Source organism: Chitinophaga oryzae (genome assembly GCF_012516375.2).
GTDB classification, from domain to species: domain Bacteria; phylum Bacteroidota; class Bacteroidia; order Chitinophagales; family Chitinophagaceae; genus Chitinophaga; species Chitinophaga oryzae.
The window spans coordinates 7,954,322-7,979,326 of the sequence record NZ_CP051204.2; the positions used below are offsets into that span (position 1 = coordinate 7,954,322).

General features: G+C 50.9%; 17 protein-coding genes. 3 read left to right on the forward strand and 14 right to left on the reverse strand.

Annotation, left to right across the window (positions count from 1 at the left end; translation table 11 throughout):
* Positions 1 to 64 precede the first annotated feature (64 nt).
* Positions 65 to 2,266, reverse strand: coding sequence for a hypothetical protein (locus HF324_RS31510; protein ID WP_168807592.1), 2,202 nt, complete (start codon positions 2,264 to 2,266; stop codon positions 65 to 67).
* A 265-nt stretch (positions 2,267 to 2,531) separates the two neighbouring features.
* Between HF324_RS31510 and HF324_RS31515 the strand changes: the two genes are divergently transcribed.
* The gene (locus tag HF324_RS31515) at positions 2,532 to 3,215 is read left to right on the forward strand and encodes a response regulator transcription factor (protein ID WP_168807594.1); all 684 of its coding nucleotides are present in this window, start codon (positions 2,532 to 2,534) and stop codon (positions 3,213 to 3,215) included.
* A gap of 163 nt (positions 3,216 to 3,378) precedes the next feature.
* Positions 3,379 to 4,437, forward strand: coding sequence for a sensor histidine kinase (locus tag HF324_RS31520; protein ID WP_168807596.1), 1,059 nt, complete (start codon positions 3,379 to 3,381; stop codon positions 4,435 to 4,437).
* Between the two features lie 7 nt (positions 4,438 to 4,444).
* Here the strand turns inward: HF324_RS31520 and HF324_RS31525 are convergent, their stop codons facing one another.
* A complete protein-coding gene (locus tag HF324_RS31525) occupies positions 4,445 to 5,773 on the reverse strand; it encodes a porin (protein WP_258539338.1) in 1,329 nt (442 codons plus the stop codon).
* Between the two features lie 172 nt (positions 5,774 to 5,945).
* Here HF324_RS31525 and HF324_RS31530 point away from each other — a divergent pair, with 172 nt between their 5' ends.
* Positions 5,946 to 6,866 carry a helix-turn-helix transcriptional regulator gene (locus tag HF324_RS31530; protein ID WP_168861608.1) on the forward strand — a complete coding sequence of 307 codons (921 nt, stop codon included), beginning with the start codon at positions 5,946 to 5,948 and terminating at the stop codon, positions 6,864 to 6,866.
* Positions 6,867 to 6,938: 72 nt separating this feature from the next.
* Here HF324_RS31530 and HF324_RS31535 read toward each other — a convergent pair whose 3' ends face one another.
* The 12 genes from HF324_RS31535 to HF324_RS31585 all read right to left on the reverse strand — a co-directional run bounded on the left by HF324_RS31535 (position 6,939) and on the right by HF324_RS31585 (position 24,881).
* Positions 6,939 to 8,423: an MBOAT family O-acyltransferase gene (locus tag HF324_RS31535; RefSeq protein WP_168807600.1), complete on the reverse strand. Its 1,485-nt coding sequence runs from the start codon at positions 8,421 to 8,423 to the stop codon at positions 6,939 to 6,941.
* Positions 8,410 to 9,654 carry a GDSL-type esterase/lipase family protein gene (locus HF324_RS31540; RefSeq protein ID WP_168807602.1) on the reverse strand — a complete coding sequence of 415 codons (1,245 nt, stop codon included), beginning with the start codon at positions 9,652 to 9,654 and terminating at the stop codon, positions 8,410 to 8,412. Before HF324_RS31540 ends, HF324_RS31535 begins: the two co-directional genes overlap by 14 nt.
* Before the next feature lie 7 nt (positions 9,655 to 9,661).
* Positions 9,662 to 11,083, reverse strand: coding sequence for an SGNH/GDSL hydrolase family protein (locus HF324_RS31545; protein WP_168861609.1), 1,422 nt, complete (start codon positions 11,081 to 11,083; stop codon positions 9,662 to 9,664).
* A 22-nt stretch (positions 11,084 to 11,105) separates the two neighbouring features.
* A complete protein-coding gene (locus HF324_RS31550) occupies positions 11,106 to 11,690 on the reverse strand; it encodes a glucosaminidase domain-containing protein (RefSeq protein ID WP_168807606.1) in 585 nt (194 codons plus the stop codon).
* 279 nt (positions 11,691 to 11,969) lie between these two features.
* Complete coding sequence (aspS, locus tag HF324_RS31555) at positions 11,970 to 13,718, reverse strand: aspartate--tRNA ligase (RefSeq protein WP_168807608.1); 1,749 nt, start codon at positions 13,716 to 13,718, stop codon at positions 11,970 to 11,972.
* A 129-nt stretch (positions 13,719 to 13,847) separates the two neighbouring features.
* Positions 13,848 to 14,897: an NAD(P)/FAD-dependent oxidoreductase gene (locus tag HF324_RS31560; RefSeq protein ID WP_168807610.1), complete on the reverse strand. Its 1,050-nt coding sequence runs from the start codon at positions 14,895 to 14,897 to the stop codon at positions 13,848 to 13,850.
* 111 nt (positions 14,898 to 15,008) lie between these two features.
* Positions 15,009 to 21,011 carry an alpha-2-macroglobulin family protein gene (locus HF324_RS31565; RefSeq protein WP_168861610.1) on the reverse strand — a complete coding sequence of 2,001 codons (6,003 nt, stop codon included), beginning with the start codon at positions 21,009 to 21,011 and terminating at the stop codon, positions 15,009 to 15,011.
* Positions 21,012 to 21,207: 196 nt separating this feature from the next.
* Entirely contained in the window at positions 21,208 to 22,095 is an 888-nt protein-coding gene (gene sucD, locus HF324_RS31570) for a succinate--CoA ligase subunit alpha (RefSeq protein WP_168807614.1), read from the reverse strand.
* A gap of 122 nt (positions 22,096 to 22,217) precedes the next feature.
* Positions 22,218 to 23,042 carry an ABC transporter ATP-binding protein gene (locus tag HF324_RS31575; RefSeq protein WP_168807616.1) on the reverse strand — a complete coding sequence of 275 codons (825 nt, stop codon included), beginning with the start codon at positions 23,040 to 23,042 and terminating at the stop codon, positions 22,218 to 22,220.
* A 2-nt stretch (positions 23,043 to 23,044) separates the two neighbouring features.
* Positions 23,045 to 23,788 carry an MlaE family ABC transporter permease gene (locus HF324_RS31580; RefSeq protein WP_168807618.1) on the reverse strand — a complete coding sequence of 248 codons (744 nt, stop codon included), beginning with the start codon at positions 23,786 to 23,788 and terminating at the stop codon, positions 23,045 to 23,047.
* A 62-nt stretch (positions 23,789 to 23,850) separates the two neighbouring features.
* Positions 23,851 to 24,162 (reverse strand): hypothetical protein, encoded by a 312-nt coding sequence (locus HF324_RS33755; protein ID WP_258539339.1) that lies wholly within the window; start codon positions 24,160 to 24,162, stop codon positions 23,851 to 23,853.
* Positions 24,114 to 24,881 (reverse strand): hypothetical protein, encoded by a 768-nt coding sequence (locus HF324_RS31585; protein ID WP_258539340.1) that lies wholly within the window; start codon positions 24,879 to 24,881, stop codon positions 24,114 to 24,116. Before HF324_RS31585 ends, HF324_RS33755 begins: the two co-directional genes overlap by 49 nt.
* Between the last annotated feature and the right edge of the window lie 124 nt (positions 24,882 to 25,005).

Here is a 25,005-nt window from a genome sequence, read left to right on the forward strand (position 1 = left end):
CCTTTGCTTTCTTATTTAGTCTTAAAAATCTTTGCGCTCTTTGCTGCTTTGCGCCTTTGCGTGACTATTTTTTCTCATCTTTCATGATCTGGCGGTAAGCCTTGATGAAGATAGCGCCGAGGTTTTTGTGCGGCGGTACGTAGTCGCTGAACAGCTCCCGGTTACGGGCGTCCGGCGCAAATCTTTTGCCCAGCTGCGCCCACATTACTACCCAGTCCACATTTTTACCGGCACGTACCACATCTTCCAGGCTGTGGATGATAGGCTCGTTCACAAAACGGGTACCTACCTGTTTGGAGGAAATGATATGTGCCTCCGGAGATTTTTCCAGTACGGTAGCGAGGTTGTGATAACCGCCGCAGGAGCCCAGTACCACGATCTTGGCAGAGCTTTGCAGGTTGTCCAGCGTGGTGTTGATATGGTAACTGTGACCACGGTGGATGAAGATCGTCGGGTGAATATCGTTTTCATCGAGGTATTCAGACAACCGCTGTATGGCTTCCTTATCGCCCGGTTCATCTATCGGCAGGTTGGCGTAGATGGTAGTGGGCTTGCCTTTCAGGGATGTGATGGTCACCCAGTATTTGTTCTTCACCGCTTTCCAGTCGGAAGACGGGAAGTTGCCCATAAAGCTGGCGTAAGAATCCTGTCCGTCCTTGTCGCCGTAGAAAAACACCTGCTGGTACACACGGCCGCTATCGCTTTGCAGCGTATTAAAACCTACGAAGTTGATGGGCGGCAATGACAGTTCAGCAGCGATATCCGTGGCTTTGGAAGAATCGTTTTCCCCTTTGGCGGATTCGTTTTCAAACAGGCTGGTAAGCAGCTGATAGATCACCGTGCCTCTTCTGTCGTTGTGTTTTTTTACATAAGCCAGGTTTTTCTTCACTTCTGCGCGGAGGAAGTTGAGCAGCTTCTCATCGCGGATACTGCCGAAAGAGTTGGCTACGTCCACCGCGTCTTCCAGGTCTTCGGTTTTCTCCAGATTCTGCACATATTTCTGCATCAGGTAGTTGGAGTTTTCCGGCGCCATGGATTTCAGGAAATGGTCCAGTGTGTTGAAGCCGGCGGCCATGGCGATGAATTTCTTGAAGCGATCGAAGTTGATCATCATCAGGAGACTATCGCCGCGGGGCGGTTTCATACGGATCATCATCTGGTCGTACAAACCGGCGTTGTTATGATTGGTATAACTGGAAGTATACAGTTCTTCCTGCCCGTTGATGATCAGGTAATACAACTCTTCCGGCGTAAAGTCTTTCACGATGCGGAAGCGTACGGCGGCCGATTCTTCGTGCAGGTCGTTCACTTCGCGGATATACAGCAGTGATTTGGCCAGCATGTTTTCCATCATGGCCTTCATACCGAAAGGATTACGGCCTTCGCTCTTCATTTTCTGCAGCGCCACCATGGATTTCACCATCTGTTTGTAGTACTGGTAGTCGTTGTCCACTACCGTTTCCAGTTTCTCTACGGTGATAGACCCGTCCATCAGCTGGTCAATGAAAGGCAGGATCTTGGTGCTTTGCGGGGACTGCCCGATACGGACGATCAGCTGCACCACCGGGTCCTGGTTCTTTTTGATCAGGTTGGCCATCGGCGTGTAGGAAGTGGCGTAAGTCAGTACCTGGTTAGGGTATTTGCGGGCCACTGCCGCCACGATGGAGTCTGTTCCCGGATAGTCCAGGTAGCCCTGTAATTTGGGCATCACGGTTTCCAGGTTGTTGAAAGCGTATTTGGAGAACACTTCTCCTCTTGCCTCTTTGTAGCCCGGGTTATCGTGAAAGATTTCGATAATACGTTCGGAGGCGTCGAAAGAGAGGTTTTTGATGTAGGGCTCGATGCTTTTCCCTTTGATATCTGCCCGCATCATATTGCGGTAGGCACTGATCATAGAGGGCGCTTCTTCCGGCTCTATTTTACGACGGGACCTTTTCTGGTTATAATCCTTTACGACGGTATAAAGCCCTGTCAGGTATTTTACTTTGAGACGGTGGTCCAGTGCGGAGTCCCGTTCTATTTCGATCTGCATATCGTCTACTTCTTTCAGCAGGGCGTTGGTTACCTGGAGATTGATGGTCTGATCATCAGACACTTTCACCAGATCGTCCGCCTTGCCGTCAAATTTCGCGGCTGCAGCCTGTTCTTTATCAATGTTGTCATGGAATCCCTGCCTGCTGATAGGTATCTGTAAATGACCGTTTTGCGCGTGCACAAGGCTGCTTTGAGAAGCCGCCAGCAATAACAGAAGTAAAATTTTTCTCATTGTAAATGTACTTTTCACTCGACCAGATAGCAAATTTACAACCAAATTATGAGAGCTGTATGTACCGGCAGCTTATCACATCAGGATCAGAAGAATACGAATACTAAAATAAGAACATGTTAATCCGCAACGGAATTCTGTGTAACTTGCTGTTTGTCAATGTGAAAAAGAGTGGTATTGAATTAACAATTTCATAATGTTAATTTTCCATTAATCACGGAACCGGCTTTATAATTTTGTGCCGTCTTTTTAAAAGCAAATTTTTATGGTAGACCAAGCGGTTGCAGGAAAAATACTGGTAGTAGATGACGAGTTGGACATACTGGAAATTATCAGCTACAATCTCAAGACGGCCGGTTACGAAACGGTAACAGCCAAGGACGGCAGCGAGGCTATTCAGAAAGCGAAGATATTCCGGCCGGACCTCATTATGCTGGACATCATGATGCCCAACAAGAACGGCATCGACACCTGTCGCGAACTAAGAAAAATCCCTGACTTCAAAGATACCATGGTGCTGTTCCTCACAGCCCTGAACGATGAAAAATCTGAAATTGACGGTTTGAACATGGGCGCAGACGATTACATCGCCAAGCCGATCAAACCCAAATTACTGGTAAGCCGTATCAATGCATTGTTCCGCCGTCTGCACAAAGCAGAAGAAACAACGGTACAGCTGGGAGACCTCATCATTGACCGGGAGAAATTCACGGTTACCTATAAAGGCCAGGAAATCATTCTTGCTAAAAAGGAATTTGAACTGCTGCAGTTGCTCGCCTCCAAACCGGGCCGTGTATTCCTGCGCAATGAAATTCTGAACCAGGTATGGGGCACGGAAGTAATCGTGGGCGACCGTACCATCGATGTGCATATCCGTAAGATCCGGCAGAAAATCGGTATCGACCTGATCACCACCGTGAAAGGAGTAGGATATAAATTTGAAATGTAAGACGGAGACCTCTTTCCCTTTTTATTACTGACGGAAACCACCTTTCTGCACCGGAACTATTGTTAACCGTTGATGCTTTCTGCTGGCGGCGAATGGCTTTTTTATGGCAAGAACGAAATTTAAAGTAATTTCCCATTATTATACCAATTACTCACTCTGGAGTATGTTTAAAGCTAAAAACCTGTCCCCGCAAAAACTGGCGGGATTCACCGCCCTTATTCTGTCCGCTGTTATAGCGCTGGGCATGCTGTTGGTGGATGGTAACTGGCAGATAATGCTGGGAGCCTTCGTTCTCACCTTCCTGGTGTCTTACTATCTCTATCTGTATACCCTGCAGAACTTTATCTACCGGAAAATAAAACTCATTTACAAGTTTATCTACCAGACAAAAGCTTCTAAAAGAGAAGAATTTTTCCAGAAAAATATCCTGCCATTGAAAACCATCGAGGAGGTAAGCGAAGACGTGGAAAAGTGGGCCAGCCAGAAAAAAGAAGAACTGGAGAACCTGCGCCGCAACGAAGCTTTCCGAAAAGAATTCCTGCTCAACCTCTCCCATGAGCTGAAGACGCCCATCTTCGCGGTACAGGGCTACATCCACACCCTGCTGGACGGCGCACTGGAAGACCCTGCGGTCAACAAGATGTTCCTGAAAAACGCGACCAAAAATATCGACCGGCTATGCCGTCTGATCGATGACCTCGACGAGATCTCCAAACTGGAAAGCGGGGAAATGACCATCAACGCAGAAATTTTTGTCATCCAGGACCTGGTGAAAGATGTGTTCGACACGCTCTCCCTGAAAGCCAATACCAAAGGCATCAAATTCAGTATCAAAAAGGGTTGCGAAGCTCCCATCCCCGTGGTGGCCGACAAAGAAAAAATCCGCCAGGTGCTGATCAACCTGGTAGACAACTCCATCAAATACGGTAAACCCGACGGCCATACAGTGGCCAGCATCTACAACATGGATGGCAAACGGGTACTGGTGGAAATATCAGACGACGGCATCGGTATGGCGGAAGAACATCTCCCGCGCGTGTTTGAACGTTTCTACCGCACCGACCGCGCCCGCAGCCGCGATATCGGCGGCACCGGCCTCGGCCTCGCCATCGTGAAACACATCGTGGAAGCGCACGACCAGTCCATCACCGTCCGCAGCAAACCGGAAATAGGCAGCACGTTCGGCTTTACGATGGAAGCCGGTAAAGAATCCATGCTATAAGAGGAAATCAGAACCGGTACTGCATCCGGCAGGTAAGCACATTGTCCCTGATATCGGTGGTATAGCCGGAAAGGCTGGTGCTTTCGTTCTCTACCCAGTCATAATACACCATGAATTTCAGGTGTTCGTTGGCGTAATACAGGTATCCCAGCCCCAGCGTATTGTAACGTACGTCCGCGCCGGTCAGGTTAGCGCCGGGAGCGCCAATTTCTTTCCCGCTCACTTCATTATTTGGGTCATACCAGTCATATTTTACAACCGCCTGGTGTTTTTCACTGCCCAGGTGCTGAATAAAATACAGGTAGGCGCCGTCAAACCGCCGGATATACAACGGCAGCTTATTGCCCTGCGCATCTACCGGGATCACGCCAGGCGTTTCGGTTGTGGCGGCGGTGGCGGTCTGTGAGCCACGGATATATTCCGCCCTGAACTGCGTATAACCTCTCTTAGGCCCGTTGGGTATTCTCAGCTGCACATCGGCGCCGTAGTAGTGGCGGGGCGCTATCTTACCCACGTTCAGCGCGTTGGAGTCCAGCGCAAATACCTTCTGTCCGTTGACAGTGCCCATCCGGTAAACCGAGGGGGTAAACTGCTGCATACCGCCGTATAAAACAGAAACGCCACCTGACAGTACCCAATTGTTGCCTTTGAAACGGTAAGGCTTCCAGGCCACACGGGCAATCAGGTCTTTATGGCTGTCAAAATCGCTGCTGGCGGTAAGGCCCTGGCCATTGAACAGGCCTACATCTATTTTCAGGTAGCGCAGGGGATGGCCTTTGCGGCGGGGATCAAAAGAAACCATGGCGCCCAGGTCGCGCTCCGTGCGCATCAGTATCTGCGACATACGTCCGCGCTCCGGTGTTTCACGGTCGGCCGAAGACAGGTTCACCTCGTAACCGAAAGGCCGTGCAAACATACCGCCTGCCAGTGAAAACAGGTTGAACTTCGTATCAAATACCCTTCCGTAGAAATCACGTATCGCCACGCCCCGCTCCGTCCCGTCAAACTGAAAGGCGAACTGCACCACCGGCATATCGTCGTGGTTATAGCGTTCGTAATCCACGCGGATACGGCCACGGCGCAGGCTGAAACGGTTATTGACGGCAGCCGGGAAATCGCCGGCAGCGTAACTGTCGATCCCTTTGTCCTGCGCCAGCTGGAACTGTGGCTGGATATATCCGCTGAAACGCAGGGCATCGTACTTGTGGTACATGGAAATCATCCCTTTTCCCAGCTCTGTGGTGGTATCGATCATATCCATGAGAAACTGTGCCTTTACACTTATAAAGGACGCCAACAGTACTGCCATCAGCAGGAGAGGTCTGAACAGTTGCATCTGCGCAAAAAATTTGCGCAAAAGTAGGATTTTCAGGGAGATATTCACAGCGAATCCTCTTTGACGCACCTTCCCCGACCGGCATCAGTCCGGTTAATCCCTCGTTAATCCGATGTCCTTCCGGTCGTAAAACGACGCCAAAGGGCTAAATTGAAGGAGGATTATGTAACTTATGAAAACGACCACCAGGGAGCACTGGGCATGGAAAGTTCAATTGGCCATTGCCTATGCCCACAACAATTCCCTCATCGAAGTCAAACTGCAGACGGTGGCAGATATGCTGGCCGTGTCCAAAGACATTTTTTCGCATAAATTTTCCTCGCTGATGGGGGAGCCATATGCCAGGTACGTGAAACGTACGCGGCTGGAGGCCGGCGTAGGATATCTCCGTCACAGCAATTTTTCCATTGCTGATATTGGTGAATTGTGCCGCTATACCAGCGAATCGTTCGCCAAAGCCATCAGAGGCTGGTTTAACACCAGCCCCTCCGAACTTCGCAACCGGGATTATATGCCGGCCGAACTGTACACCCTGGAGCAAACACGGATCGCTACCGCTTCCCGGCAGGACTTCCCGGAGTATTTCAATATGGACAATACCGTGGACACCCGGCTGCCGGATTGTACGCTGTATTACAACATTCTCCCCAGTGGCAACGATCCGGTGAAAGGCATGGTGGCTTCCATGGCACGCTATTCCCGGCAGCTCCGCGACCTCACTACAGAACTGGCGATGGACGGCCCCCGCATCATCACCGGTACGCTCGACGTAGTACCCGTTACCACCTACGACCGTATGATGATGTACGTAGGCCTGCTGCTGCCCAACACGCCTGCCAACGACATGGCCCATTATCAGATCATCCGCCGCTACCAGGAAGCCTACCGTCTGGCAGACAGGCAAATAGCGGAAGGACATTATAAAAAACTGAAAGTCCCGCTCAGTTTTGCTGAAGCGGGACTTCCCATGTATAAATTCATTAACGCCAATTGCCGCATGGGCAATTTTTATATGCGCACCAACCACTTTTTTATTTCCCTGCCCGAACCAAGCGTGTCTGAGATTTATATCCCCTGGCAGAAGACCATTTAGGGATTTTTCGATTTACGGTTTTTTGATTTCTTCGCTCATTCACGAAATCAAAAAATCGTAAATCGGAAAATATTAAAATTGAAAATAGATCGGGATCATCGGCTGGGTGCTCTTCACCTGCACCAGCAGCCAGATAAAGATCACCATGATGGCGATGCTTCCGGCTAATGGCATACGGCCCAGTACACCAGCCATTTTCAATTCCGCTTTTGCCGGCAGGAAGTGCAGCACAAAGCCCAGTATCATCACCCAGAACACAGCGGTATAGCCATTATACAGCTCCATAAGGATGCCCGGCTGGAAGTCATACACGATCTGGTGGATGAGTGACCATGCATCATGGAAAGTGGCGGCTTTAAAGAATATCCAGCAGAAACATACGAAGTGGAAAGTAAGCAGGACACCGCCCACCTTCATCAGACCGGCGCCAAAGCCGCTCATCTCCGTTTTTCGTTTTTTCTGGCTGTCAATCCGCACTTTGTCTATCGCCAGGGCCGCGCCATGCAGGCCGCCCCAAAAGATAAAGTTCCAGCTGGCGCCATGCCAGAAGCCACCGATCAGCATCGTAAGCGCCAGGTTGATATACTGGCGGACCTTGCCTTTACGGTTACCGCCCAAAGGGATGTACAGATAGTCGCGCAGCCAGCTGGACAGGGAAATGTGCCAGCGGCGCCAGAATTCTGTAATAGAGGAGCTCTGGTAAGGAGAGTCGAAGTTCGCCGGGATTTTAAAACCGGTCCACCTGGCAATACCGATGGCCATATCCGAATAACCCGAGAAGTCGCAATAGATCACTAACGCGTAGCCATACACGCCCAACAGGCATTCCAGCCCGGTGTGCTTGCTGGGATCGTCAAAAATATACTGTACGAAGTTCTGGTAGATAAAGTCGGATATCACGATCTTTTTAAACAGGCCGCCCACGATCAGGGCCATGCCTTTGCCGATGTCTTCCCCGTTCAACCGGTAGGGCTGATGGATCTGCGGGATGAAATCCGCCGCCCGCACGATGGGGCCCATCATCAGTTTCGGGAAGAAAGACAGGAAGAACAGGTAATCCATGAAGCGGTTCACCGGCTTGATTTCTCCGCGGTATACGTCAATCGTGTAACTGAGGTTCTCGAAGGTATAGAACGAAATACCGATCGGCAGCAGCAGGTGCAACGGGGTGATGTGGCCGTTGGTCACATCGTTGATGATGCCGATAAAGAAATCCGTGTACTTGAAATAGAAGAGCAGCCCGATGTTCAGGATAATACTAAAAATCAACAGTGATTTTTTGACCTGGTGACTGGTGGTGTTATATATCCAGCGCGACAGGTTAAAGTCGACGATGGCCGAGAGCACCACAAGACCTACATAAAAACCGCAGGCTTTGTAAAAAAAGTAAAGGGAGAAGATGGTGTATACCCACACCCTGCCCTGCTGACTGCGGCTGACGGCGAGGTAGCACAACAGGAAGACAGCAAAAAAATAGAAGAAGAAGGCACTGTTAAACAGTACCGGGTCTGATGGATTGTACAGCAGCTGGGCCAGCAGCTTATTAACGTCGATCATCCGAATTGACTTGGTTTTTCTTTTTTACCTGTAAATATTGATTGTAGGACTGCTGCAGTGCTTCATACAACAGCTGTCCCTGTAACTGGTATCCTTTTGTATTAAAGTGAATGTGGTCCGGGGCCCAGCCGCCTGCAAAGCGGCTGTTTTCCGCTTTGTTTACTGCGTTGAAATTCCAGCAGGCGATACCGTGTTGTCTGGCATATCCTGTAATCTGTTGCGTTGCCATGGCAATGTAAGGATTGGGATAATACGAAGTGGTATAGTAGGTCCTGTATTTTTTCTTGCTTATTTTTTTCCTGACAGCTTTTTTCACGGCCCGCATACAGTCTGGCGGCGTAGTCAGCAGGATGCTGGCCTGGGGCGCCTGTTCCCGTACCAGTTGCACTGTTTTATCGATTTCATCGCGGAAGGCCAGCGGATCAAAGCGGCCATAGGCTTCGTTGGTACCCAGGGAGATGATGACCAGCCGGGGTTTAAACACGGCCATCTGCGCCAGCAGGATGCTGTTAAGGTCGTTGTATTGCTGATACATGGCGCCATTGATACCGATACTGTGATACAGTACGCCATTACGGCCATTTTGCAGCACAGCGCCATAGAAACGGAAGGGCAGGTTACCGGTATTTTCCCAGCGTACCTGGAAGGTTTGGGATGTCTGCAGGAAATCCAGGGTGGCCATTTTGATGGTGGGCGTCCCGGGAAACGGCATGCCTGTTACGTTGATGTCTGCAGCGTCGGGACTGAAGATGGTATTGTTGTCGGTGGCTGCGTCGTAGAACAGTTGCACTTTCCGGAAGTTATTGTCCATGCCGCCGTCCTGTTTACCTGCAAAAGAGAGGGCCGGCGCCTGCACCTGTGTCTGGATGGCGATGGCGCCGGGGCCGAGTACGGGTGGCTTGTAGCGGTCGATGACCCTTTCCATGGTCCAGCGGGCAGTGCTGTTCCAGCGGTAGTCTTCGGGGCCGTTGGTACCGGCCACGTTGTACGGGAAAACATATCCCCTGCCGGCGTAGCCAAACTGCTCCTGCAGCATGGAGGCGGTAGCGAGCGGGAAAAAGCCTGCCTGTACGTGGGAGTCTCCGAGATGAAGTATGGAAACCACATTACTGTCTGCGTGATACAGGGATTCAAATGCGCGGTACAGGGCGGTGTCCTGCTGGATCACGTTAGCCTGCGGCTGCGCATAGGCGGTAAATGTGGCAAGCAACAGTATTACTACTGCTGCCATACTTTTTCTACGGTTGTTGTTCTCCCTGCCTGAAATCATTCATAATAGCTTTATACAGCAGCGCCCCCACTTTGGCCGCTCCCTGTCGGTTAAGGTGTGTATAGTCTTTATTCGCCAGCACGGTATCTCCTTCCACCCATTTCACCATAGAACCGGAGCCGCCCATGTTGGCGTAGAGGTTCCAGTACGCCGTACCGTAGGTGGTAGCCAGATCGTGCTGTACTTTCAGCAGCGCTTCCACGCCCGGTGCGGTGATGTAGCGGTCTCCCTTTCTGTAGGACTTATCGGCTGTACCTACAATCAGGAAAGATGTTCCGGGCAGGTCCCTGCGGAGCGAGTCCATTACTTTTTTCATGGGTCTTTCGTACCAGCTGTAATCTGTCAGTTCGGGGCGGAACAGCACGTTGGCGCCGTAGTGGAGCACTACGAGGTCGTACGGGCGTTCTTCCTGCATGCGGCGGACCATGTCGGCAGACAGGCGTCCGAGCTCCACGCCGCTGATTCCGCGGAACGAGAAGTTGTCCACATATATGCCGTTGTCTGTCTCAAAGCAAACGCCATAGAAGGGGGCCGCAGGTCCACCGCCATATTTAATGGTGATAGTGCCTGCACTGGTATCCTGGCGGAAATCCAGCTTGTTCACCGGCGCGTTGCCGGAGAGGGTGTAAGGCCTGTCGTTGATGTTGATGGTCGTTGCTTCAGCGGGGCCGTACAGCAGGGATATCTCGTCGAATTTGTCGAGACGCGGTTTTTTGACCGGCGTATATTTTATCCAGCTGCCGCCGCCCGGGTAGAAGGTATGACCGGACAGGCCCAGCATAATATTGGAGGGGGGTGAATTTTTATAGTGGTAATCTTTCCAGTCACGCGAGAAGGTATGCGTGATGGTGGTGCGGAAGCTGGCCACCACGGAGGTGATGGGCACGAAGCCGACCCCGGCGCCGCCGAAGAAGGTTTGCAGGCTGTCGCGCAGATCGGAGGTGATGAGATCTCCTTCGATCATGGAGTCGCCGAAGTAGGCGATGCGTACTTTTTTACGTTTACCTGCTTTCAGTTCCCTGAGAGCTTCCATGAAGCGGTCCATGCCGGCGTTGCTATCGCCGGTGGTGGTGGCCGTGTAGTTAAGAATGCCTTTGTAGGACATGAAGTCGTACACTGCGTCGGGGTTTACCACAGTCCCTTCCGGTGTTTTGCCGGCGGCCGCTGCTGTAGAGTCAGCATGAGAACGCTTACCGCCGCCTTTCGCAGCAGTAAGCGTTGCACTATCTTTTTCCGGACCGGACGATCGTAGTTCCGACAACATGTCCAGGCGGCGGAATTGAAAATCTTTGAAAGAAAAACTAAAGTTGAGCTGGGAGATTATCACCAGGCACATCAATGAACCTACGATAATGTAAAAAGGGTAGGCAGACTTGTTTTCGCCAGACATATTTTCGAGTCGATTAGCACACTCACTGGTCGTCGGTAGTTGGCGGCATGCCTACGCTTAACCAGGAAGAGCTCCGTGCCAGGCTATCGCTATCCATTCCTTCGTCCAGTTTATATAATTTGTAACGGTTAATAATGGCAGTCACTCTTCTGATCCATTCGTGGCCAGCAGAGGAATAGCCGCTGTGATTCATATGTTTGAGCCATACCGCGAATTCGGGGTTACCTTTCAGTTGGCTGAACCATTTTTTTCTGGCGAGTACTTCCACGAAATGTTCGTAGGAAGCGACGGCAGAAGCGTATTGCTTATACCGGGATTTTTTGCCGGGGGCGGTTTGTGCAAGATTGTTTTTGCCGACAATACCAAAGTGGTTGTTGAGCAATTTGGCATTCCTGCTGGTACCTGTGCCGGATTCCAGCATGGCTACCCCGAGGATAACACTGGCCGGAATGCCGGTTTCCTGCATGAGTTCTACAGATACCGGTTTAAATTTCTTCAGATAATTACCCGTGGACTGTTGAGCATACCCAACATTGCTGAGCATCAGCAATAAAAGCACCGCACATACCCATACTGACCGTTTGATGTAGGTTGTTACCTTTCTCATAGGAGTATTCTTTGTAACAGGTGAAAGATTGTTGTTTGTTTTCAGCATCATTACTTACCTCACATATCAACGATGATCACACTTCACACCGCAATATTACTTTAAAAAATTAATTAATACGTTCTTTCTTCTCTAACCTTATCTTCGTCGTTAATTTCTTGTTAAAAAAAATGTTCCTTTATATTAGCATCAATCCCCTTTGATGCGGCAAAATGCCATATCAAAGGGGATTTTTTCGCTTCAAAAGCTCCGTATTGTGCAAAGATTGTGCCGGTAATCCTATTTTACCAGGCTGATCTTTAATTCATCAAGCTGGGCTTGACTGATCTCGGCCGGAGCGTCCATCATGACATCGCGTCCGTGATTGTTTTTCGGGAAAGCGATAAAGTCGCGGATACTCTCACTACCGCCTAAAAGCGAGCACAAGCGATCAAATCCGAAGGCGATACCGCCGTGCGGCGGTGCGCCATATTCAAAAGCTCCCAGCAGGAAGCCAAATTTGCGTTCTGCTTCTTCAGGTGACATTCCCAGCGCTGCGAACATTTTCTGCTGCAGATCGCGCTGGAAAATACGAATAGAGCCTCCTCCTATTTCAGTGCCGTTCAATACGATATCGTATGCGTTAGCCTTAATGTTAGCGTACTGTGACATATCGTCCATAAGAGCGATCTGTTCCGGTTTCGGTGCGGTGAACGGATGGTGACGGGCCACCCAGCGATTTTCTTCTTCGGCGTATTCAAACAGCGGGAAGTCTATCACCCACAACGGTTTATATTCGTTTTTATTGCGGAAACCAAGGCGTTCGCCCATTTCCAGGCGCAGCTCGCTCATGGCCTTGCGGGTACGCTCTTCCCTGCCGGCCAGCACCAGGATGAGATCTCCGGGTTTCGCCTGACATTTTTGCGCCCACAGCTGCAATTGCTGTTCGTCAAAAAACTTATCAACCGAGCTCTTCAGTGTCCCATCTGTGTTGTATTTAACATAGATGAGGCCGCTCATACCGATTTGTGGTCTTTTCACCCATTCTGTCAGTTCATCGAGCTGTTTACGGGTATATTCGGAGCAGCCTGTAGCGGCGATAGCCACCACGAGTTCTGCGTCGTCGAATACTTTAAAGCCTTTCTGTTTTACGGTATCGTTGAGATTGACCAGCTTCATATCGAAGCGGATATCCGGTTTATCATTGCCATAATATTCCATGGCATCATCCCATGTCATACGCGGGAAATCGCCTTCGAACTCAATGCCTTTGATTTCTTTGAAGATATATTTCATCATACCTTCAAAAACATTCAGTACATCTTCCTGTTCTACAAAGCTCATTTCACAGTCGATCTGGGTAAACTCCGGCTGGCGGTCGGCCCGGAGGTCTTCATCGCGGAAACATTTTACGATCTGGTAGTACCGATCATAACCACTCACCATCAACAATTGTTTAAAAGTCTGCGGTGACTGCGGCAAACCGTAGAACTGGTTAGGGTTCATACGGCTGGGCACCACGAAGTCGCGGGCGCCTTCCGGCGTGGAGTTGATCAGGAACGGTGTTTCGATATCGATGAAATTCCTCGTATGCAGGTAGTTACGCGCAGCGCGGCCTACTGCATACCGCAGTTCCAGGTTTTGTTTTACCGCGTTACGGCGGAGATCGAGATAGCGGTATTTCATGCGCAGTTCATCGCCCCCGTCGGTATCGTCGGTGATGGTGAAAGGCGGTGTTTTAGCCGCATTCAGGATTTTATAGTCGCTCACCGTGATTTCGATGTCGCCGGTGGGGATATTTTTATTTTTACTGGTACGCTCTGTCACCACCCCGGTCACCTGCACCACGAACTCACGGCCCAGCGGCTGTGCATCCAGTTTGTCATTGAGGCTCTCGTTGAACAACAGCTGAGTGATACCATAGCGGTCCCGCAGATCAAAAAAGTTGATGCTGCCAAATTTTCTGACTGTCTGTATCCATCCGGCCAGCGTCACCTCCTGGCCTATCTGCTCCATTCTTAACTCCCCGCAAGTGTGCGTCCTGTACATGCGTAAAAAATTGAATTTTAATGTTTTATGGTTGAATCCCCGGATGTGCTGCCAGCTGTTCCGAGACCACTGTTCAGTTGTTCAGCCATACCTGTAAGGGGGGCAAAGATACGGCATGATGCGGGCATTTCACCCCCCGGAGATGTTAAAATATCTATTTATGTCTACTTCCGGCATCAGCAGGGCGTTCCCAGCCAATACTTCCGTAAAATGAGCCGCCATAAAGGGTGCCAGCGAACAGCCTTTGGTGCCCAATCCGTTAAAGATCCCCACGGCGGGCCTCTCCGGGTGCAGCCCCATCATGGGCCGGCGGTCATTACCGGAAGGACGCACCGCCGCCAGCTGGTACTCCACACTGTAAGGCACTTTCAACAGCTGCTGCAGCCCCTTCTCCAGCACCTCCCGTTGTTTGCCTGTGGGCAGGTCGTCGTCATAGTCCCACACAAAAGAAGACCCGGCCCAGAACAATTCCGGCCCGTAGGGCACCAGCGTAATGCTTTTTTTGATGATATCTTCGGTATGCAGCCCCGGGACCCTCACCCACAGCACTTCTCCCTTATTAGGCAAAAATGTCAGTTTATCGAACCAGGGGTTTTGCGTCGTAGCCACCCCATCGCAGAAAATAATTTTCTGTGCGGTAACGTCGCCGTAACGAACGCCCGTGGCTGTCATCTCCAGCTCGCCCAGGTTCAGATGCGCCTCCCGCAACGCCCCCATATTGGCCAGGAACTGCCGCCAGGCGGGCAGCAACACCCGCAGGTTGACAGTAGCCCCTTTTATAATGGCTGCGCCGAAAGGCTGGTCCAGGACCTCCTCATATTCCATCCGCTCCGGCTGCAAGGTATACGGACCGCCGGCGGCTTTCTTCATAAAAGCTTCCTGCATTTGCTGCGAAGGGAACACATTCCACAACCGGCGCTCCGTGAGCACCTGTATCTGCAGCAGTTCGGACAACCTGCGGTAAGCATCCCGGGCAAACGGGTAGATGGTATCGTACATCCACGCCGGTTCAAACCTGCGCCCGGAAACCGGGTTAATAACGCCCGCCGCCACCCGCGACGCACTGTTGGATTTTGCATCGTCTACCACCAGCACCTTTTTACCCGCCTGCCACAACGACCAGCTCAGCATGGTACCGGCAATCCCCTGTCCTACTATGATGTAATCTACGCTTGTCATACTATCTGTTCATCTGAAGTCCTAAAAATACCCATAAAAGTGGAAAGCCCCGCCGGTATAATACCAGCGGGGCTTTCTGAAAGCGGAAATCAGTTTATCCTGTCCGGGTTGTTATTTCTCCACTACCTTCACATTGATTCCTTCGCTGTGGGCGCTGAACTCCGGTGCATACATACACTGTGCGGTGCTGATGCCATTGGAGAACTTACCCTGATGCGTTACAAACAATGCATACTCAAATACATAAGTACCTTTCGGCAGATAACTGAAGAAGAAATCCGTAGACGCGTCTTTGGTGCTTTCGTAGTAGCTGAGGCCATTCTGCCATTTAGCGCTGCTCAGTACGTTCTGCGGCTCAAAGCAGGCGGCCCGCATGTCTTTCAGGTGAATATACTCCATAGTCCTGTCTACCCTGAGCACAATCCTCACTTTTACCTTGTCGCCCACTTTCAGCTCATTGCCTTCGGCGATTTTAGTCAGCACCGGGCCTTTATCTGAACTTACTTCTTTATACAGTTCTTTTTCCAGTACCAGTGGTGTTTTAGCGGCGGTAATTTTGTCCAGCTCTTCAAAATACTGCCAGTATACGGCGCCCCAGGAAGGCTGTCCTTTGCTGTCTTTCACCGTCACCTTGATATTACCCATATCGGCTTTTACATCTTTTGCATCGATGTGCTGTTTAAAGTAGCCGGTACCTGCTTCAGCAGTTTGTTGTTTGCTGCTGATGGTTTCCTGGCCCAGCTGTATATCTACTTCCGGGCTGGCGGTGAGCCAGTTGCTGCCCTGCAGTAACATCGCGTAGCAGGCGTCGGCAGTGGATTTGGTGGTGCTCCAGTTATTGGTCTGTTTGTTTTTCAGCAGCCATGTTTTCATATCGGCAACAGCCGCTTCGTCTTTACCAGCCACCTGGAAAGCTTCTATCAGCAGCGCCTGTGTTTCTATCGGCGCCTGGTGCCAGCCATAACCGGCTACTACATCTTTCCAGTACATGCCCATTTCCGGATGGTTGATGGCATTTTCCTTCAGTGACTTCAGGATAGCGGCAGGCGTGGCTTTATCACCTTTTTTGAACTGGCTCAGGGCAACCATACCTTGTGCATAACGGCCCATTTTAGTCCAGAACTGCTGCTGCTGCCCGGCGTAATAATTAAAGGAAGCTTCCATGCCTTTCGGTACCGGCTGGTCAAAGAAGCTGCGGGCATACAGGTATTGCACCTGTATTTCACTGATCTGTTGTTTTTTCAGATCTGCCTTGTTTTTGATCAGCTGATGGTAATCTTTGTCCAGCTGCCTGTCCAGGTACTGCATAGCTTTGTTCGCAATGCTGGCGGCCACAGGATCATTTACGCTGGTCAGCTGTTGCAGGTGACCAATACCGGCCAGAATGTACTGGGTGATATAACGATCGGCCCACATGCCGTTGAACCAGGCAAAAGAGCCGTCTGGCTGCTGTTTCGCTGCCAGCTGGTCGAGCGCGGATTTTCTTTCGCGCTGCATCCGTTGCAGGTCAAACAGCAGGGCGATATTTTTCTTCTGCTGTGCTTCGTTTTTCGCTTCCAGCACCCAGGGCGTCTGTTGCAACAGCAGGGATTTCAGTTCTTCATTTTTCTGCAGGTTGCTCAGCAGTGCTGCGGTGTCCGTGGTTTTCCATTTCTCAAAAACCTGCCGGATACCGGGAACGTTCTTTGTGATATGCGTAGCCAATGCGTTGGCATAGTAGCGGTTAAACACCTGCTCGGAGCAATCGTACGGATACTCCATCAGGTATGGTAGCGCCTGTACGGCATACCAGGCCGGGTTGCTGGTATATTCCACCGTAACACCCTGCTGGCGCAGTGTAGATGAAGCGCCTGACTGCAGCAGTTTCTCAAAGGTGAAAGTATGTTTACCGTCGCCACGTACCGGCAGCGGCATAGACTCTGTTACCAGCATGGAGTTGGTCAATACCGGCAGTGCATTTTCTTCGCCGTCGCTGTAATTGCCGGATTGTGCTTTCACGCGGTACAGCAGCGCACTGGTGAAGTTGCGCGGCACCTGTAACTGGAAGGTCACTACAGTGCTCTGACCGGCGTTAGCGGTAAAATGCTGTACCGGGAAAATATTCTGGAACCAGCCATCCACCGGCTGCATCGTAGCAGCATCCAGCAGTTCAAGATGGGCCTGGCCGATCAGTTGAGAATCGGTCAGATTGCTCACTTTGGCGGTGAAATCAATTTTGTCGCCGGCCCTTACGAAGCGGGGCGCGTTGGGCACCACCATCAGTTGTTTCTGTGTAACGATGCTGGCGCTGACGCTGCCAAAAGCAGCGTCCTGCGTATGTGCCAGTCCCTGGAAGTTCCACTTGGTGAGGGCTTCCGGCATGGTGAATTCGAAGGACAGTTTTCCGTCTTTGTCAGTACGCAGCTCCGGCAGGAAGAAAGCGGTTTCCTGGAAGTTCTTGCGCACAGGAACATTACCGGTATTGTTTTCCGGTGTTTTGGGTGTTTCTTCCGGGGCAGCGGAGTCTGCTGCCTGTTCTGTTACGTAGTTCATGGAGCGCGCTGCGGATTCTTTCATCACCTCTTTCCGCTGTACAGCGGCCGGCGCGGGCGCCATGGCCATCGCAGCACCGGCAACTCCCCGTATTCTCACATTATGCGCACTACCTGCCAGTTTCTCATACGTACCATTGCCCATTCCCCAACCGAAGAAGTTCAGCACGTCATAGCTTTTCTCCTTAGCAGCGGCGCCCTGTCTGTCTGTTTCGAAATAATACTGGGAAGTCACCATATTGAAGTTATCATAGCCGTGGTACACGAGGCGGCCACGGGACAGGATATCAGGATAGATATCAGGTTTGCTCCAATGATGTGGCACAAAAGCATCCAGCGACGCATCGTACATGGAAGCCAGCATTTCGGCAGCGGCTTTCTCCCCTTTGTAACCGGTAATTTCCACGCTCCACTTTTCTTTTTCTCCCGGCAGCAGCTTATCGCGGTGGGTACCGATTTTGATGTCCAGGTCTTTATTATCCCAGGGTACCTGGATGGTCTGCTGGGCGATAAATACCCGGTTATCTTTCACGAAGACGTAATCAAGCCCAATACCGCCACGGTCTTCTTCGGTGACGTTATAGTCATACTGTTTTACGCCATCCAGGTTGATGTTGGTCATCTGTGAAGACTGACCTATCCGGGTAAGGAATTGTAAAATGTTCAGGTCTTTGGCAGAGGAGCCTAATATAACGGCGCCTTTCTTACCCGGCTCTGTCTTGGCTTCCGGCTGATAGCTCCACAGGTAAGCAGGAGCGGCGAGCGTTTTAGCGCGTACGTCTACCAGTTCAAAGACAGCTTTCTGTACCACAGGCTGCCCGTTTTTATCGGTAGCGCTTACCACCAGTTCGTAGTAGCCGGGGGTAAGTTTTTTGCTGTCTACCGTCACTTCGCCGGTAGCGGTGCTGGTGAACTGTTGTTCCCATACCGCCGGTTTACGGGGCCATTTGTCTTTTTCGTCTTCATCATGGTAGATGTCCAGCGGGAAGTCTTTGATATAGGCTGCTTCCGTGATTACGAACTGGTCTGCCTGTTCCCAGTAGCGGAGACGCAGCAGTCGCTTGTTGGGTTCCAGCGGCTGTACCGTTGCTTTAACGGAGGCTTGTTCAAATGCGCCGTTCAGGTTGCGGGTAAAGACGCGTACATCTTTCAGTGCGCCGGCTTCTACGCGCTCGGGCACCTGTATGTTGATTTCCATCGACTGGTAGCCCGCGGCTATTGACTGGCTGGCACTGCGGGTTTCTCCGTTCAGGTCCGTTACGTCTGCCGATACTACATAAGTGAAGATGGGTTTCTGATCGGGAGATACGGTCTTGTCCGGCAATGCGGGGAAGCTTACTTTAAAGTGGCCGTTCTCGTCGGTAGTTGTTTCACCGTGGGCAATTTCACGGGAAGCCCCCGCTGGCAAATACCCTCTGAATAACCAGGGGTACGGGAAACGGGTCCTTCTTTCCACGCGGTATTTCACGGTAGCGCCGTTGATGTTGTTACCGGCGTAGGCCAGGGCCTTGCCTTCGGTGGTAACGGTTTCCCCTAAACGATAAGTACCTTTGATGGTATCAAACTCGACATAGAACTTAGGGCGTTTGTATTCTTCCACGCGGAAGGATTGTGCGCCATAACTTTTCGTATCCCGCAGGACATAGTTGCCATTGAGGCGGCCTTCCGGCAGTATGAATTTTCCTGAGAAAGCGCCGTATTCGTTGGACGTAACCACAATAGAATCTACTTTCTCGCTGTTGGCATCATATAAAACAAAGATGCTTTTCATGCCTTTGATCACGTTGCTGGTTTTCTTACCGGCTTCCTGCTCCAAAGCGATCCCTTTGAAATAAAGGGTCTGTCCGGGGCGGTAGATACTTCTGTCGGTGAACAGGAAAATGCGCGGTTTGGGTTTAAGCTCACCGTCCTGATACCTGTAGATGTATTTGTGATCATCGAGGAAGAGGATGTCTCCCTGGCGTTCCCACTTGAGCCGCACCGAGCGGTTGCCGGTACCTTTCATGTTCAGTTCAGCAGAACCGTTAGCGGCGGTGACGGTAGACTGCAGTTGTACCCATTTCTCTTTTCCGTCGGCCCATTCCTGGCTGAAGGCGGTCAGTTTGGTGCCTGGCAGGGGTTTACCGGTGCTGCGGTCCAGGGCAATGAACGTTGCGTTGTTTTCCAGGTAGCTGATATTGGATACCCAGGCAAACTGCAGCGCCATCGGGTTTTCTTTCAGCTCGAAACCGGGTTTGATGCTGGCGAGGATAATGTATTGTCCCAGCGGGAGGGCATCGATTTTTATTTCTGCCGCGTGGTGGTTGTAGTCTTTCGGGTCGGGCAGGGATTGTTCCCAGGCTTTCACCGGTTTTTTGTCCAGCAGCAGTCTCCAGTACCTGTTCTGACGGTCGCTGTAGTCGTTCTGCGCCAGCCGGAGGGCGGCGGCAAAAGCTTCATCCACCTGTAGTATGCGCAGGTATATTTTGTCGGCGTTTTTGTATTTCACCAGGGTTCGGAAAGGCAGGGAGGGCACGTTTACCTTTTCTGTTGTCAGTTCGAGGGATTGTGCTTTGATTTCGGCCAGCAGGTTGGAGCAGTCGGCTGCGCCTTGTGTTCCCGGGCCTTTCTGTGTGGCTTGTTCACATATTTCTTTGGCTTTTGCCAGGTTGGCCGTGCTGTCTGCTTTACCGTACAGGGCGTTGCCGATATAGGTATTGGCCAGCAGGGCCAGCACACCGGTCACTTCTTTTTCACTGTTGTAGACCACCGTCATTTCCTCCAGTGCTTTGCGGTACAGGGAGGCTTTATCTTCCGCTACAGAGATCTGCTGCATGTATTGGACCCTTTCGAGGTCAATATCCAGCAGGGCTGTTTTATCATTTTCGTGCAGGCGTGTCAGTTGTTGCAGTACGAGGATGGCCTGGTATTGCAGCGAAGCTTTGTCTGTGGCGGCAAACGAGTGCCGGGCAAAAGTGGCAGCCGGCGCGAAGGCGGTTGGGTCGTCGGGTTCGAACTGGTTTACCGGTTTGGCGAGGGTGTTTTCGCCCGATTTAAAATAGTCCAGTGCACGGTGGGCCAGCAGGTCGAACAGTACGGGGCGGAGCTGGCGGGTGCCGGCGCCTTTGACCAGGATAGGGTCAAAATCCCCGATGGGTGTTTTTTCCAGGGTGGCTTTGTCGGCGAGCGACGCCTGGTAGGCGGCGGTAATCTGGCTGTGGAGGTATTCCTGGCTCCAGGAGGTAATGTCCGGGCCGGGTTTCTCGTCAGCAATGGCAGTGCGGTTATAGAGCCGGTACCGGTTGTTGCGGAGATAGTTCAGCAATACTTCGGCTTTGATGCTTTGCAGGATGGCCTGCTGGGCGCCTTTGGCCGCAGCGATTTTCTGATCGAGCTTTTCCAGGTTTTGCTGGATGCTGCTGTCGCTCAGCTGATCGGTATATTTCATCTGATAGATGAGCGCTTTGATCTGCTGGGCCGGCAGGTTGTCTTTCACCGCCCGGGCATAGATCAGGTCTACTTCACCCAGCGCGGATTTAGGCAGATTCTTGTCGTCGAGGGCGGTCACTTTCTTCCAGGAATTGTCATAATAGGTCTGAGCCATCACGCTGTTGGTTAAGAATAAAACAATGAATAATGAGAGGCATAAACGCATATATATCGCTATTTACGGGTAAGTTAGTCTTTTTGTACAGGATGCAGGAATTACAAAGGTTTCCATAAGGGGGTCAAAAAAAAGGTGAAAAGTGCTGGGAGACCCGCTTCACTTTTCACCTTTCAAATATATGTGGGTAAACTGATTAAGCCAGTGCAGCCTTTTTGCTCAGCACTTCAGCCATCGTTTTACCGATGTTGGCAGGGCTTTCCACTACGGTAACGCCGCATTCTGCCATGATTTTCATTTTAGCGGCAGCAGTATCTTCCGCACCACCGATGATAGCACCGGCGTGGCCCATACGGCGGCCCGGAGGCGCTGTCTGGCCGGCGATGAAGCCTACTACCGGTTTGGTGCCGTATTCCTTGATCCAGCGGGCAGCGTCAGCTTCCATGCTACCACCGATTTCACCGATCATGATGATACCTTCTGTTTCAGGGTCGTTCATGAGCAGCTCCACCGCATCTTTGGTGGGGGTGCCGATGATCGGGTCGCCACCGATACCGATAGCGGTAGAAACACCCAGACCGGCTTTAACTACCTGATCAGCAGCTTCGTAGGTCAGGGTACCGGATTTGGATACGATACCGATTTTACCTTTTTTGAAGATGAAGCCGGGCATGATACCTACTTTAGCTTCTTCAGCGGTGATAACACCGGGGCAGTTAGGCCCGATGAGGCGGGTATTGGAACCTTGCAGGAAGTTTTTAGCCTTGATCATGTCCTGAACAGGGATACCTTCCGTAATACATACTACCAGGGCAATACCAGCTTCGGCAGCTTCCATGATCGCGTCGGCGGCAAATGCCGGCGGTACAAAAATGATGGATACATTGGCGCCGGTAGCTTTTACCGCGTCGGCCACGGTGTTGAACACCGGGCGCTCCAGGTGGGAAGTACCGCCTTTACCGGGGGTAACACCGCCTACAACCTGGGTACCGTATTCGATCATCTGTGTAGCATGGAAAGTACCTTCAGTACCGGTAAATCCCTGCACGATCACTTTGCTATCCTTATTAACTAAAACACTCATCGCGCTTGTTTTATTGGTTTATTATTTTATATGTTTCTTCTATAGGTGCGGCAAAAATAAGCCGATTTCCATAATTCTGCAATTTATGGCCTTTAAGATAAAGCTACCAATTCACAGGGAAATTACTTTTTGCTGTCGCGCTTCAGCTGTTCTTCCAGCTGATCTTTCCATTTGCTGTCCTTGAACATATCCAGCTGGCGCATTTCCTTGGCATCCCGGAGGAACTCAGAGGCAAAGATGAAGTCATTGAGTTTCTGGTCTTTACTGAAGACAATCTCTTTATTGCTGCCTTCCCACTGTTTCTGTCCCTGGTACATATATACAATATGGTCGCCGCTTTCCATTACGGTGTTCATATCGTGGGTATTGATGACAGTGGTAATATTGTATTCCCGGGTCAGCTCTTTGATCAGCTGGTCTATCAGCAGGGAAGTCTGAGGGTCCAGGCCGGAGTTGGGTTCGTCGCAGAACAGGTATTTGGGATTCAGTACGATGGCACGGGCGATCCCTACCCTCTTTTTCATGCCACCGCTGATTTCGGCAGGGAATTTTTTGGCGGCATCTTTCAGCTGCACTCTCTCCAGACATTCGTCCACCCGCTTTTTCCGCTCTTTAAAAGAGTCTTTGCTGAACATTTCCAGCGGGAACATCACATTTTGTTCTACCGTCATACTGTCGAACAGGGCTGAACCCTGGAACAGCATACCGATCTGCTGGCGGACTTCCTTTTTGGCCCGGTGGTCCATGGCCGTAAAGTCCTGGTTATCATACAAAATGGTACCGGAGTCTACCTCCATCAGTCCCACAATGCACTTCATCATAACAGTTTTACCGCTGCCGCTGGCGCCGATGATGAGGTTTACCTTACCGGACTCCATAACGGCCGAAACGCCTTTCAGTATCTCCTTATCTCCAAAGCCTTTGGTAATATCTTTCAGTTCAATCATGGTTACAGTAATATAGCCGTTAATGCGTAGTCCATAAATAATATCAGTACGCAGCTCACCACTACCGAGGTGGTGCTGGCTTTACCGATCTCGAGCGCACCGCCCTGTACGTTATAGCCGTAATAGGCCGACACGCTGGCGATGATAAACCCGAACGTATAGGACTTGGCCATGGCAAAAAATACGTTATACGCCTTAAACTCCTGCCGCAGCCCCATCATGAACTGCTCGCTGGAGAGTACACCGGACAGCACGCCCGCTTCCTTACCGCCCCAGATACCGAGGAAACCGGCAATAGCTACCAGCAACGGAATCATGAGGACGGCCGCCAGGATCTTAGGCAGTATCAGGTACCCCCTGGTATTGATACCCATGATCTCCAGGGCGTCTATCTGTTCGGAGATACGCATGTTGCCCAGCTCAGAGGCTATCTTGGAGCCTATCACCCCGGCCAGCACGATACTGGTAAGGGTAGGCGCAAATTCCAGGATGATGGTGTCCCGCACCACCTGCGCGATGGTACTCTTGGGAATAATGGGGCTTACCAGCTGGTAAGCGGTTTGCAGGGTGGTAACCCCTCCCATGAACAGGGAAATAATAAATACTATCCCAAACGACCCTACGCCAATATCTACGCACTGCTGCATAAATTGCTTCCAGTACATCTTCATGTTTTCCGGACGGGAAAACATGCCCTTCAGCATCAGCAGAAAATTTCCAAAGTGATAAAAGAATCTGAATTCCATAGCTGGTCAAAGATATGAAGGATTTTGCCAATCCGACCCGAATTTAAGATTTTATGGTGTGGTTAACGTAAACTGCTTACCAGCAAGCGTTTCAAACTACGCTCGATAATTTCGCCCATGGTCCTGCAACGTGAAAAAACCGCATCGTGATAATATTCTGCCAGCTCATCTCCCAGCTGCTGCACCTTCTCCGGGAAAGACACTCTGTCGGTCATGATCACATCCCGCAGGTCTTTAATACGGTGCCGCTGTACCTTGAGGCGGCGCGCTATCAGCGCCCGCTCTTCCTGCTGGTACTGCTTCACTACTTCAGCATTGAGGTGTTTCATGGCCAGCTCCACAAATACGCGGTTCTCCTTGAAGAACTGCGGCATATAAAGGGTACGGCGGCCTTCATAAAACTGCTGGTCAAAGTCAATAGCCCGGATGCGGAACTGCACATCATCAAAATCGGGGTGATATCGATGATGAAGTTATAGGAGCGCATATCGCCCAGCAACCGCACAAAACAACGTTCGTTGAACTTAACGAATTCTTTGGCGATACGTTTGGGGTTAAAATCCATTCTGTCGAGATAATGCAGGATAAACTGATCACCGGGCACGCCGGCAATATGTTCTTCCACCAGGGTATTGCCGTCGATCAGGAAGTTCATCCAGTAGGGCGACAGGATGTGTTCCAGTTCGAGCCCGTAGATACGGGAAGCGTCGGCTACCTTGATGTAGAAATAGTCATATACCTCGTTGTAATTATTGACAATTTTAATACGGAACGGATGGGAATTCCCAAAAGTGCAGTAGTCGATCCGTTCTATGTGCAGGTGCTCTTCCGCAGTCTGATCACCACCAGCCTTCAGGATGGAGTAAATCCGTTTCAAACCGGCATGAATGGCGCTCATGGTGCTCTGCGGATAAAACACGGTTTCCCAGAGCGTATCCTTACCATCCTTGTCGTATACGGAAATGGAGTGCTCATAATAGCGCAGTTCCTGGTAAGTCAGGGGCAGCTTCACCTCCCGCTCATACAATTTAAGGTAGTTACGGAAAGCCTCGTTGATCGGGAAGAAGATCTTCTTTTTGGAGATTGTCTGCATCACGCTAAGAATATAAGATAATATTAAGAACGCCAGGAAGCGGAGATTTACCGGAAGACCAGCCTCTAACCGGCGCTTATAAAGTTAATCACTTTTTATAAAAAGCTAAGGAGCAAAGACCATC

What these genes read in the sequence shown, in the direction of transcription:
- HF324_RS31520 (WP_168807596.1), top strand. Translation starts at nt 3,379, where the DNA reads ATGTTTAAAGCTAAAAACCTGTCCCCGCAAAAACTGGCGGGATTCACC.
- HF324_RS31565 (WP_168861610.1), bottom strand. Translation starts at nt 21,011, where the DNA reads ATGGCTCAGACCTATTATGACAATTCCTGGAAGAAAGTGACCGCCCTC.
- HF324_RS31535 (WP_168807600.1), bottom strand. Translation starts at nt 8,423, where the DNA reads ATGATCGACGTTAATAAGCTGCTGGCCCAGCTGCTGTACAATCCATCA.
- HF324_RS31540 (WP_168807602.1), bottom strand. Translation starts at nt 9,654, where the DNA reads ATGGCAGCAGTAGTAATACTGTTGCTTGCCACATTTACCGCCTATGCG.
- HF324_RS31575 (WP_168807616.1), bottom strand. Translation starts at nt 23,042, where the DNA reads ATGATTGAACTGAAAGATATTACCAAAGGCTTTGGAGATAAGGAGATA.
- HF324_RS31530 (WP_168861608.1), top strand. Translation starts at nt 5,946, where the DNA reads ATGAAAACGACCACCAGGGAGCACTGGGCATGGAAAGTTCAATTGGCC.
- HF324_RS31515 (WP_168807594.1), top strand. Translation starts at nt 2,532, where the DNA reads ATGGTAGACCAAGCGGTTGCAGGAAAAATACTGGTAGTAGATGACGAG.
- HF324_RS31525 (WP_258539338.1), bottom strand. Translation starts at nt 5,773, where the DNA reads ATGCAACTGTTCAGACCTCTCCTGCTGATGGCAGTACTGTTGGCGTCC.
- HF324_RS31545 (WP_168861609.1), bottom strand. Translation starts at nt 11,083, where the DNA reads ATGTCTGGCGAAAACAAGTCTGCCTACCCTTTTTACATTATCGTAGGT.
- HF324_RS31510 (WP_168807592.1), bottom strand. Translation starts at nt 2,266, where the DNA reads ATGAGAAAAATTTTACTTCTGTTATTGCTGGCGGCTTCTCAAAGCAGC.
- aspS (WP_168807608.1), bottom strand. Translation starts at nt 13,718, where the DNA reads ATGTACAGGACGCACACTTGCGGGGAGTTAAGAATGGAGCAGATAGGC.
- sucD (WP_168807614.1), bottom strand. Translation starts at nt 22,095, where the DNA reads ATGAGTGTTTTAGTTAATAAGGATAGCAAAGTGATCGTGCAGGGATTT.
- HF324_RS31550 (WP_168807606.1), bottom strand. Translation starts at nt 11,690, where the DNA reads ATGAGAAAGGTAACAACCTACATCAAACGGTCAGTATGGGTATGTGCG.
- HF324_RS31560 (WP_168807610.1), bottom strand. Translation starts at nt 14,897, where the DNA reads ATGACAAGCGTAGATTACATCATAGTAGGACAGGGGATTGCCGGTACC.
- HF324_RS31580 (WP_168807618.1), bottom strand. Translation starts at nt 23,788, where the DNA reads ATGGAATTCAGATTCTTTTATCACTTTGGAAATTTTCTGCTGATGCTG.
- HF324_RS33755 (WP_258539339.1), bottom strand. Translation starts at nt 24,162, where the DNA reads ATGCCGCAGTTCTTCAAGGAGAACCGCGTATTTGTGGAGCTGGCCATG.
- HF324_RS31585 (WP_258539340.1), bottom strand. Translation starts at nt 24,881, where the DNA reads ATGCAGACAATCTCCAAAAAGAAGATCTTCTTCCCGATCAACGAGGCT.